The organism is Streptomyces sp. NK15101 (assembly GCF_020400725.1).
In the GTDB taxonomy this organism is placed as follows: domain Bacteria; phylum Actinomycetota; class Actinomycetes; order Streptomycetales; family Streptomycetaceae; genus Streptomyces.
The window spans coordinates 21012-32873 of the sequence record NZ_JAINVG010000041.1 but is presented as its reverse complement, the minus strand read 5'-3'; the positions used below and the strand labels follow the sequence as shown (position 1 = coordinate 32873).

The 11862-nt window shown below is 73.0% G+C and carries 4 protein-coding genes and 2 pseudogenes; 4 read left to right on the top strand and 2 right to left on the bottom strand.

Annotation, left to right across the window (positions count from 1 at the left end; all coding sequences use genetic code 11):
• The first annotated feature begins 107 nt into the window (after nt 1-107).
• The 4 genes and pseudogenes from K7G60_RS22090 to K7G60_RS22075 form a co-directional block, all read left to right on the top strand.
• Nucleotides 108-1172, top strand: coding sequence for a glucose-1-phosphate thymidylyltransferase (locus K7G60_RS22090; RefSeq protein WP_225802670.1), 1065 nt, complete (start codon nt 108-110; stop codon nt 1170-1172).
• Nucleotides 1169-2203: a dTDP-glucose 4,6-dehydratase gene (rfbB, locus tag K7G60_RS22085; RefSeq protein ID WP_225802669.1), complete on the top strand. Its 1035-nt coding sequence runs from the start codon at nt 1169-1171 to the stop codon at nt 2201-2203. The genes K7G60_RS22090 and rfbB overlap by 4 nt, the downstream gene beginning before the upstream one ends.
• Before the next feature lie 158 nt (nt 2204-2361).
• Nucleotides 2362-5427, top strand: a pseudogene (locus K7G60_RS22080) (alpha-amylase family glycosyl hydrolase); the annotation flags it as partial.
• Nucleotides 5428-5567: 140 nt separating this feature from the next.
• Nucleotides 5568-8612, top strand: a pseudogene (locus K7G60_RS22075) (alpha-amylase family glycosyl hydrolase); the annotation flags it as partial.
• A gap of 98 nt (nt 8613-8710) precedes the next feature.
• Here the strand turns inward: K7G60_RS22075 and K7G60_RS22070 are convergent.
• Nucleotides 8711-10762, bottom strand: coding sequence for a radical SAM protein (locus K7G60_RS22070; RefSeq protein ID WP_225802668.1), 2052 nt, complete (start codon nt 10760-10762; stop codon nt 8711-8713).
• 155 nt (nt 10763-10917) lie between these two features.
• Nucleotides 10918-11862 carry an aldo/keto reductase family oxidoreductase gene (locus tag K7G60_RS22065; protein WP_225802667.1) on the bottom strand — a complete coding sequence of 315 codons (945 nt, stop codon included), beginning with the start codon at nt 11860-11862 and terminating at the stop codon, nt 10918-10920.

Below are 11862 nucleotides of genomic sequence, written 5' to 3'. Positions count from 1 at the left end.
CGCGGCTCTGCTTGAGTCGCCGGTGCGACCGCCGACAAGGGCCTCGAAGAGCGAGGAGGGACCGTGCACAGACATCGTCAGGCCGCACCCGACCGAAGGCAGCCGAGGTGAAAGCCCTGGTCCTGGCCGGCGGGACCGGCAGTCGACTGCGCCCCTTCACCCACTCCGGGACCAAGCAGCTCCTGCCGATCGCCAACAAGCCGGTGCTCTTCTACGGACTGGAGTCCATCGCCGACGCCGGCATCAGCGAGGTGGGCCTCGTCGTGGGCGACTACGCGGACGACATCCGACGGGCCGTCGGCGACGGCGGCCCCTTCGGGCTCGACGTCACGTACATCAGCCAGAGCCGCCCGCTGGGCCTCGCCCACGCCGTGTCCACCGCCCGCGCCTTCCTCGCCGACGACGACTTCCTCGTCTACCTGGGCGACAACTACCTCCAGGACGGCGTAAGGGACTTCATTGCCCACGCGACGCTCCACCCCGCCGCCGCCCGACTGCTCGTCACCTCCGTTCCCGACCCCAGCGCCTTCGGCGTGGCGGAGGTCGAGGCGACCGGCCGCGTGACGCGGGTGGAGGAGAAGCCCGCGTACCCGCGCAGCGACCTCGCCCTCATCGGCGTCTACGCCTTCACCCCCGCGCTGCACGAGGCGGTACGAGCCATCCGCCCCTCCGCCCGGGGCGAACTGGAGATCACCCACGCGGTCCAGTGGCTGATCGACGACGGGCAGGACGTCCGCGCCGAGGAGACCACCTCCGTGTGGCGCGACACCGGCAGCGTCGACGACATGCTGGAGGTGAACCGCCACGTCCTGGACGGTCTGAGCGGGCGGCTCGACGGAAAGGTGGACCCGGACAGCGCCGTCGTGGGCCGCGTCAGCCTCGGCGAGGGGGCCGTGGTCCGGGGATCGCGGATCACCGGACCCGTCGTCATCGGCCCGGGCAGCGTCATCAGCAACGCCGTCATCGGCCCCTACACCTCGATCGGCGCCAACTGCCGCGTCCACGACAGCTCGATCGAGGCCTCGGTCCTCCTCGACGGGGCGGACGTCGAGTGCGCCGGCCGCATCGAGCGCTCCTTCATCGGCCGTGACGCCGTCGTGGCGGCCCCCCGATTCCCGTACGCCCACCGCCTCGTCCTCGGCGACCACAGCAAGGTGCAGCTCCATCCATGACCCGACGCATACTCGTCAGCGGCGGCGCCGGATTCATCGGCTCGGCCCACGTCCTGCGGCTCCTCGGCCCCGACGGGCCGCCGGGGGTCTCCGTGACCGTCCTCGACGCCCTGACCTACGCGGCAGGCCCCGTCCATCTCGACCCGGTGCGCGACCACCGGCTCTTCCGGTTCGTCCACGGCAGCGTCACCGACGCGGCGCTCGTCGACCGGATCGTGCCCGGACACGACGAGATCGTGCACTTCGCGGCCGAGTCCCACGTCGACCGGTCGATCGAGAACGGTTCGCTCTTCGTCCGCACCAACGTCCTGGGCACGCAGACCCTCCTGGACGCGGCCGTCCGGCACGGGGTACGGACCTTCGTGCAGATCTCCACCGACGAGGTGTACGGCTCCATCGCCGAGGGCGCTGCCGCGGAGGACGCCCCGCTCCGGCCCAGCTCGCCCTACTCGGCCTCCAAGGCCGCCGCGGACCTGATGGCACTCGCCTACCACGCCACCCACGGCCTGGACGTCCGGATCACCCGCTGCTCCAACAACTTCGGACCGCGCCAGCACCCCGAGAAGCTGATCCCCCGCTTCGTCACCGCCCTCCTGAGCGGCCAGGACGTGCCCCTGTACGGCGACGGCTCCCAGGTCCGGGACTGGCTCCACGTGGAGGACCACGTCACCGCCGTCGAACTGGTCAGGAACGGCGGACGCCCCGGCCGGATCTACAACATCGGCGGCGGGACCTCCCTGACCAACCTGGACCTGACCCACCGCCTCCTCCGGCTCTGCGGTGCCCGGCCCGACCGGATCGTCAGGGTGACGGACCGCAAGGGCCACGACCAGCGGTACGCGGTGGACGACACCCGCATCCGGCGGGAACTGGGCTACGAGCCCCGGGCCGACTTCGCCACGGCCCTCGCCGACACGGTCCGCTGGTACGCGGACCGGCACCCGCGGACGTCCGACGACCGCCCTGCCGACGGGGACGCCCGACCCGCCGACGGGGACGTCCGACCCGCCGACGGAACCGTCCGCCGCTGAGCCCCGTCCGCCGCTGCGCCCCGGCCGGCGCCCCGCCGAGCCGCTTCCGCCTCCCCGGCGCCGGGCCGCGCCGGGCCCGGCCACCCCTTCCGTACGCACGCCCGTCCACGCTCCCGAGGAGCAGCACACCCGTGACCGGACCTCTCCGGCGCTCCGCCATGACCCTGGCGGCCGCCCTCCTGGCGACGGCCCTCACCGGCACGCCGACGACGGCGTCCACGACACCGGCACCGTCGTCGCCCCCACCGCCCCCGTCGGACCGGGCGCTCGCCGCGCAGCCCGCCCGACACGACCTGACCCGCGAACAGTTCTACCTGGCCCTGCCCGACCGTTTCGCCAACGGCGACACCACCAACGACCGTGGCGGGCTCACCGGAACCCGTCTGGAGACCGGCTTCGACCCCACCGAGAAGAAGTTCTTCCAGGGCGGCGACCTCAAGGGCCTGACCCAGCGGCTCGACTACATCAAGGGCCTCGGCACCACCGCCCTGTGGCTGGCCCCCGTCTTCACCAACATCCCCGTCCAGATCAGGGGGGACGCGAAGGACGCCACGGCCGGCTACCACGGGTACTGGATCACCGACTTCACCCGGGTCGACCCGCACTTCGGCACCAACGAGGACCTGAGGACACTGGTCGCCGCCGCCCACGCCAAGGGCATGAAGGTCTTCTTCGACGTCATCACCAACCACACCGCCGACACCGTCGACTACGCCGAGAAGAAGTACGGCTACCGCCCCAAGGGCGCGTTCCCCTACCTCGACAAGGACGGCCGCCCCTTCGACGACACCGCCGAGAGCCCCCCGGTCGACGCCGACTCCTTCCCGTACACCCCCGTCGCCACAGGACGGACCAAGGTTCCCGGCTGGCTCAACGACCCCACGATGTACCACAACCGCGGTGACTCCACCTTCGTCGGCGAGAGCGGCCTCAACGGGGACTTCTTCGGCCACGACGACCTGTGGACCGAACGCCCCGAGGTCGTCGAGGGCATGAAGAAGATCTACGAGAAGTGGGTCGAGGACTTCGCCGTCGACGGCTTCCGCGTCGACACCGCCAAGAACGTCGACATGGAGTTCTGGACCCAGTGGGCCACCGCACTCGACGCCTACGCCGCGACACGGGGCCGCGAGGACTTCTTCATGTTCGCCGAGGCCTTCTCCGCCGACGCGACGATCACCGCCCCGTACGTCACCCGGGGACGGCTCGACTCGACGCTCGACTTCCCGCTCCAGGCCGCCGTGCGCAACTACGTCTCGCGCGGCGGACCGGCCGGAGACCTCGCGCACGTCCTCGCCCAGGACCACCGTTACACCACCGACAAGGCCAACGCCTACGAACAGGTCACCTTCCTCGGCAGCCACGACATGGGCCGCATCGGCGCCTTCCTCACCCAGGACAACTCCGGCGCCACCGACGCCGAACTGCTCCGCCGCGACCGGCTCGCCCACGAACTGCTCCTCCTGAGCCGCGGCAACCCCGTCGTCTACGCCGGCGACGAACAGGGCTTCACCGGCGCCGGCGGCGACGCCGACGCCCGCCAGACCCTCTTCGCCTCGCGGGTCCCCGACTACCTCGACGACGACCTCATCGGCACCGACCGCACCCACGCCACCGACGCCTACGAGCCGAGCCACCCCCTCTACCGCGCGATCGCCCGGCTCTCCCGCCTCACCAAGCACCACCCCGCACTGCGCGACGGCGTCCAGATCGAGCGCCACGTCGCCGACGGACAGGGCGTCTACGCCTTCTCCCGCGTCGACCCCCGGGACCGCACCGAGTACCTCGTCGCCGTCAACAACGCCGAGGAACCCCGCACCGCCGCCGTCCCCACCGGCGCCGCCCACCAGGACCTCCTCCCCCTCTACGGCACCCGCGGCCCCCTGCGCAGCGGACCCACCGGCATCGCGACCGTCACCGTGCCCGCCCTGTCGGCCGTCGTCCTCAAGGCCCGCACCCCGCTTCCCCGCGGCCCGGCCGCGCCCGCCCTCACCCTCTCCGTCCCCCCGGCCGGCGCCCGCGGCACCGTGGAGATCGGCGCGGCCGTCTCCGGAGACCCCCTCAGCCGGGTGGTCTTCGCCGCCCAGGTCGGCGACGGACCCTGGCGGGTCCTCGGCTCCGCCGACCACGCCCCGTACAAGGTCACGCAGAACCTGCCCGGTGACACGCCCGCCGGCACCACGGTCCGCTACAAGGCCGTCGCCGTGGACGGCTCCGGCCGCACCGCCGCCGCCCTCGGCGCCACCACGACCGGAGAGAACCCGTCCCCGGCCAGGCCGAAGGCGGAACGCCGGCACCTCGTCGTGCACTACCGGCGGTCCGACGGCGACCACGACGGCCTGCGGCTGCGCACCGGTTCCGTCACCGCGGAGTTCGCCGGCCGGGACGCGTACGGCGCCTTCGCGTGGGTGACCCCGCCCGAGGGAACGACGAGCCTCTCCTTCACCGTGGAGAAGGACGGCGTCCCCGACGGTCCCGAACGCGTCCTCGACGTCACCGCGGCCGGCGAGGTCTGGACCCACCAGGGCACCACCCTCGTCGACGCCGTCCGCCCCGCCGCCGAGGCCCCCCAGGACCCGGGCAAGGCCGTGATCCACTACCACCGGCCCGACGGCGACTACGACGGGTGGGGACTGCACGCCTGGACCGGCGCCGCCCACCCGCCCGAATGGAACGACCCGATCCGGCCCGCGCGCCGCGACGCCTTCGGCCTCGTCTTCGAGGTCCCCCTCGGTGAGGGAGCCGGCTCCCTGAGCTACATCCTCCACAAGAAGGAGGAGAAGGACGTCCCCGCCGACGAAGCCCTCGACTTCCGCCTCCACGGCCGCGAGGTCTGGCGCCTCGCCGGAGACCCCGCCTACCTGTCGCCCTCCCTCGCCGGAGCCTTCCCGCTCGACCTGAGCCGCAGCGACGCCGCCTGGCTCGACGACACCACCGTCGTCTGGCGCGGCACCGGCACCGGAGTCGCCAGTCAACAACTCGTCTACGCCCCCGGCGGGATCACGCTCGCCGACGGGGCCCTCTCCGACGAGGGCCGGTGGCTGCGTCTCACCCCCACCGTCCTCACCGCCGACCAGCGAGCACGCCATCCCCGGTACGAGGGCTGGTCGGCCTTCGCCCTCGATCCCCGCGACCTCGACCGAGCCGCCGAGGCGCGACGAGGACAGCTGATCGCCACCCAGCGGGCCGCCGACGGCGCTCTCCTGGGCGCGACAGGCGTCCAACCGCCCACCCACTGAACCGCCCCTCTGGAAGGGACCCAGACGTGCACGAGCCAGCCACCCCCACTTCCGCCGCACCGCGCATCGCGTCCGCCCTCGCACGCCCCGGAGCGCGCGTCGCCCTCGCCACCGCCGTCGCGCTGATGGCGACGGCCGTCGCCGCCCCCACGCCGGCGGCGGCCGACCACCGGCCCCCGCCGCCGCCGTCGGACCGGGCACTCGCCGCGCAGCCCGCCCGGCACGACCTCACCCGCGAGCAGTTCTACTTCCTCCTGCCGGACCGCTTCGCCAACGGCGACGCCTCCAACGACCGGGGCGGTCTCACCGGCACCCGTCTGGAGACCGGCTTCGACCCCGCCGACAAGGGCTTCTACCAGGGCGGCGACCTCAAGGGCCTGACCGAGCGGCTCGACTACATCAAGGGCCTCGGCACCACCGCGATCTGGATGGCGCCGATCTTCAAGAACAAGCCCGTCCAGGGCACCGGCAAGGACGCCTCCGCCGGCTACCACGGGTACTGGATCACCGACTTCACCCAGGTCGACCCCCACTTCGGCACCAACGACGACCTCAGGAAGCTGATCGCCGCCGCCCACGCCAAGGGCATGAAGGTCTTCTTCGACGTCATCACCAACCACACCGCCGACGTCATCCGGTCGGGCGAGAACCGGTACGCCTACCGCAGCAAGGGCGCCTACCCGTACCTCGACGAGGACGGCCGCCCCTTCGACGACACGAAGACCGCCGCCCCCGTGGACGCCGACGGCCTCCCCTACACCCCCGTGGCCGCCCCCGCGGAACAGGACGCCAAGAAGCCCGCCTGGCTCAACGACCCCACGATGTACCACAACCGCGGCGACTCCACCTTCGTCGGCGAGAGCGGCCTCTACGGCGACCACACCGGCCTCGACGACCTGTGGACCGAACGCCCCGAGGTAGTGCGCGGGCTCGCCGAGATCTACGAGCGATGGGTCGGGGACTTCGCCGTCGACGGCTTCCGCGTCGACACCGTCAAGAACGTCGACATGGAGTTCTGGACCCAGTGGGCCACCGCCCTCGACGCGTACGCGAAGAAGCAGGGCCGCGAGGACTTCCTCATCTTCGGCGAGGTCCTCTCCTCCGACCCCGCCGTCACCGCGCCCTACGTCACCCGGGGACGGCTCGACTCGACGCTCGACTTCCCTCTCCAGCAGGCCGTCCGCGACGTCGTGTCCCTCGGCCGCCCGGCGTCCGCCCTCGCCGACGTCTTCGCCCAGGACTACCGCTACACCACCGACAAGGCCAACGCCTACGAGCAGGTCACCTTCCTCGGCAACCACGACATGGGCCGTCTGGGCGGCTTCCTGCGCAAGGACAACCCCGGCGCCGACGACCGCGAACTCCTCGACCGGGCGCGCCTCGCCAACGAGATCCTCTTCCTCTCCCGCGGCAACCCCGTCGTCTACGCCGGCGACGAACAGGGCTTCACCGGCGCGGGCGGCGACAAGGACGCCCGCCAGACCCTCTTCGCCTCGAAGGTCCCCGACTACCTCGACGACGACCTCATCGGCACCGACCGCACCCACGCCACCGACTCCTACGACACCACCCACCCGCTCTACCGCTCCATCGCAGCCCTCTCCCGCCTGACGAAGCAGCACCCCGCCCTCCGCGACGGCGTGCAGATCGAGCGGTACGCGGACACCCGCACCGCGGGAGTCCACGCCACCTCCAGGATCGACCCGAAGCGGCGGACCGAGTACCTGGTCGCGGTCAACAACGCCACCACCCCACGGACCGTCACCTTCCGCACCGGGACGTCCCGTACCTCCTTCACCCCGCTCCACGGCCACACCACGGCGGTCCGCAGCGACGCCGACCGTGAGGTCACGCTCACCGTCCCGGCCCTGTCCTCGGTCGTCCTCAAGGCCGGCCGCCCCCTGGACACCCCCCGCACCGCCCCCGCCCTGACGCTCGAGGCCCCGGCCGCCGGAGCCACCGGCACCGTCGAACTCTCCGCCGACGTCCAGGGCGGAGAAACGAGCCGCGTGGTCTTCGCCGCCCAGGTCGGCGACGGACCCTGGCGGGTCCTCGGCTCCGCCGACCACGCCCCGTACAAGGTCACGCAGAACCTGCCCGGCGACACGCCCGAGAGCACCCCCCTGCGCTACAAGGCCGTCGTCGTCGACGCCCGCGGACGCCTCGCGAGCAGCAGCGCCGCCTCCACCGCCGGCGCGCCCGCCGCGCCCACGCGGCCCAGCGCCTTCGCACGCGACTACGCCGTCGTCCACTACCGGCGCCCCGAGGGGGACTACACCGGCTGGAAGCTCGTGTCCGGCGGCACCACCGCCGAGTTCACCGGCCGCGACGCCTACGGCGCGTTCGCCTGGGTCAAGGTCGACCCCACCACCGGCAGCGTCCCCTACACCGTCGAGAAGGACGGCGTGACGGACGGGCCCCGGCGGACCGTGGAACTGCGGCGCACCGGCGAGGTCTGGGTCGAGGCCGGCGCCGACGGCCAGTCCGAGACCGCCCCGGCCGGGGTCTACCCGCCGCAGGACGAGCGGAAGGCCGTCATCCACTACTACCGCCCGGACGGCGACTACACGGGCTGGGGACTGCACACCTGGACCGGCGCCGCCGCTCCGACCGACTGGTCCCGGCCGCTCGCCCCGGTCCGCAGCGACGCCTTCGGCGCGGTCTTCGAGGTCCCGCTGGCCGAAGGAGCCACCTCCCTCAGCTACATCGTCCACCGGGGCGACGAGAAGGACGTCCCCGGCGACCGCTCGCTCGAGTTCGGCTCCCACGGCAAGGAGGTGTGGCTCGTCGGCGGCGACACCGGCTACCTCCTGCCGGGCATCCGCACCACGCCGGACCTCGACCTCTCCCGCTCGGAAGCGACCTGGCTCGACGCCACCACCCTCGTGTGGGACGTCAAGGCCACCGACTCCACCAGCCAGCAGCTCGTCTACGGCCCCTCGGGAAGCATCGCGATCGAGGACGGCGCCCTCACCGACGAGGGGCGCTGGCTGCGGCTCCTGCCCACCGACCTCACGGAGGAACAGCGAGCGGCCCGGCCCGACCTGGCACGGGGCCGGGCCTTCACCGTCGACCCGCGCGACCGCGACCGGATCCAGGAGGCGCTGCGCGGCCAGCTCGTCGCCACCCAGCGCAACACCGCGGGCGCCCTCCTCGCCGCCACCGGGGTGAGCGGCACGGCCCCGCGCTGACCCGACCCGCACCGGAACGCGCCGTGCCCCCGAGCCCGAGGCCCGGGGGCACGGCGCGTCCGCCGGCGCCTCGGCGTTCAGTCCAGCGGGCGCGCCGGGCGGCCGGACGGATCCCCGGCACGACGCAGGGCCTCGCCACGGAGCCGTACGAGTGCGGGGTCCCGCAGTTCGCGGGCGAGGAGCAGTCCTGCCAGCTCCTCGGCCGGCACGTCGGAGCGCAGGGCGCGCACCGCGTCGATCAGCGCCGCGACCGACGGCACGTCGGCGGCCGGGGCCCCGTCCAGGAGCCGGTCGAGCGCGCGGGCGGAGGCTCCTGGCGTCCCGGCCGTCGGGAGCGCCGCCCCGAGGAGCGGGGCGGCCGCGTCGGGCGGGAGCAGCGTCGCGTACGCCGCGAGTTCCCCGTCGGGGGCGACCAGGAGCAGGTGCTTGGCGAGCAGCGCGGCCTCCGCGAACGGCTCGGGGGAGGCGAAGGGGGCGAGCTCGGCCGCCGGGAGGCCGAGCACGCACCCCGCGTGGAGCAGGATCTGCCGGACGCGCGTGGACTCGGGAGCCGTGGGCAGCAGTTCCCCGGTCCGCGCCAGGAACCGGGCGACCACGCCGTCGGCCTCCCGGGTGCACAGCTCCTCGCCGCCCCGGAAGTACCGGCCGAGGTAGGACCGCCACCAGGCGAGCTGGACCCCGTACAGCCCGGCCACGACCTCCTCGTACGCCTCCCGGGACACCGGACCCCGCGCCGCGAGGTCGCGCAGCAGGGGCACGAGCTCGCGGTAGACCAGCCGTATCCACAGGTGGGGCGAGCGCTGCACGCCCCAGCACTGCTCCCGCACGTGGTCGGCGAGGACCTCCTCGACGCCCGTCCCGCCGGCGACGAGGTCCCTGCGCAGTCCGGTGGGAGTGACGTCGAAGCGGTAGAGGTGGTCCTCGGCCGACGGCTCGCGGACGCCCGGCAGCCGGGTGTCGATGAACCGTTCCAGCTCGGCGAACTCCGCGAGCAGCGGTTCGGGAGCGACCGCGAGGCGGGGGTGGAGCGGGTCGGCGAACCGGCTCTTGATCTTGGCGATCTCCTCGGACAGCGCCTGGTAGAGGAAGACCTTGTCGAAGCGGTAGCTGAAGGAGAGCCCGACGTACGGGAAGACCGTGCACCCCCGGCACTCCGGACGGAAGCCCACCTCCTCGTCCCTCACCCGCACGAACTCCTCGTCCCGGACCGCCTCGGCCAGCTCCCGGTCCCACGGCACCGAGTTGTCGAAGGCGTGGTAGCAGGGCAGGACGAGCCGCCCGTCGGGACCGACCGTCAGGATCCGCTTGTTGGCGTAGCACTGCGTCGGCGCGCCCGGGTCCTGCGTCTCCACGTACTTGCGGAAGTGCAGGTTGATCAACGAGAAGGGCGCGTACAGCAGGCCGAGCAGCAGATCGGGAAGGGAGCCGTCGTCGGGGCCGGGCACCGCGGCGCGGGCCGGTCCGCAGGAGTCCCCGCCGGCCACCGGCCTGCCGTTCTGCTCCACCAGTTTCAGTTTGCGGGCCGTCCTGCGCACGTCCCGGACGGTGTCCTGCTCGTCGAAGTACTCGAACATGGTGGAGAAGTAGACGGTCACCCGGTTCTCCTGGGCGAAGCGCAGCAGGTCCGGCACCTCGTCCACGTTCTCGCGCGTCACCACGCAGATGAGTTTCAGGTTCCCGGCGCCGGAGGCGACGATCCCCCGGATCACGTCCAGCGCCCGGTCGAGCGTCGGCACGCCCCGGATCGCCCGGTAGCGTTCGGGCCGCAGCGTGTCCAGGGACACGTTCATGGTGTCGACGTGCGGCACGATCGCGTCGATGTGCTTGGCGAACCGGATGCCGTTGCTGGTGATCTCGACGGTCATGCCGAGGGACTTCGCGTACTGGACGATGCCGTCGATGTGCGGGTGGAGCACCGGCTCCCCGCCGGTGAAGTCGACGTAGCGGACGCCGAGCGCGTGCAGTTCGTCCAGGATCCGGCGGCCCTGTTCGAGGGTGAGTTCCTCGTACCCCTTGAACTTGTCGTCCTGCCAGACGTTGCAGTAGCCGCACAGCGAGTTGCAGCGGAAGGTGATGTAGAACCGGGCCGACTCGAAGGAGCCCGCCACGGTCGCGGCGGTGGTGGTCACGGTGTTTCTCCGTCCAGGGATGCGCCGGGAGGGCCGGGCGCGCAGGGAAAGGCCCGGCGCCGGAGCGGCGCCGGGCTGCGAGCGGTGCGGGTGCGCGAGTTCACGGGGGCGGTGCGGATGCGGGGGTTCACGGGGCGGCGCCGGGTGCCGGCGGCTCACGGGAGCGGTGCGCCCCGCGCGGCCGTCCACAGCGCGTACCACTCCTCGTGGCCGAGGCCGGGCGCCCGTCCCACCGCGTCGCGGCAGGCCCGGATCCGCTCCGGCCGGGAGGTCCCGACGACCGGGACGATCCCCGCCGGGTGACGCTGGAGCCACCACAGCACCACGGCCTCCGGGGTGGTGCCCTTGGCCTCGGCGAGCCGGGCCACGAGCGCGCCCGCCGGACCCGCCTGCGGATCGGAGAAGCGTCCGCCGGCGAGCGCGCCCCAGGCCTGGAGCTCGATGCCCCGCTCGCCGCAGTACTCCACGGTTCCGGAAGGGAAGCCGACCCCGGCCCCTGCCGGGGTGTTGACGAGCACCGCCTCCTCCACCCAGTCCCTGCGGTGCAGGCTCATCTCCAGCTGGTCGACGGTCAGCGGTACGTCGAGGAAGGACTGGAGCCGCGCGATCTGGGCGGCGTTCATGTTGGACACGCCGAACCGGCGCACCAGACCCTGCCGGTGCAGGGAGGCGAGCGCCCCCGCGAGCTCTTCGGGGTCGGCCAGGGGATCGGGCCGGTGCAGCAGCAGGACGTCGACCGCGTCGGTCCGCAGCCGGACCAGGCTCTCCTCCACCCGGCGCAGCACGCTCGGGCCGCGCAGGTCGTACAGGCCCGGCCGGCCCTCCTCCGGAAGCCGGATGCCGACCTTGGTCTGGAGCGTGATCCGGTCGCGCAGTCCCGGGGCCCGGGACAGCACCTCGCCGAACACGGCCTCGGACTTGCCGTACCGGTAGATGTCCGCGTGGTCGAACGCGGTGATGCCGGCGTCCAGCGCCGCCTCGACCGCGGCCTCGGCGCGGGCGACGTCGGCGGCCCGGTACGGCAGGGTGTCCCAGTCGCCGCCGAGTCCCATGCAGCCGTACACCAGACGTCCGCCGCGGGCGGCGGGACTCTCCGTCAT

Excerpts from the sequence above, each read along its gene's own strand:
- rfbB (WP_225802669.1), top strand. The coding sequence starts at position 1,169 with ATGACCCGACGCATACTCGTCAGCGGCGGCGCCGGATTCATCGGCTCG.
- K7G60_RS22065 (WP_225802667.1), bottom strand. The coding sequence starts at position 11,862 with ATGACGGAGAGTCCCGCCGCCCGCGGCGGACGTCTGGTGTACGGCTGC.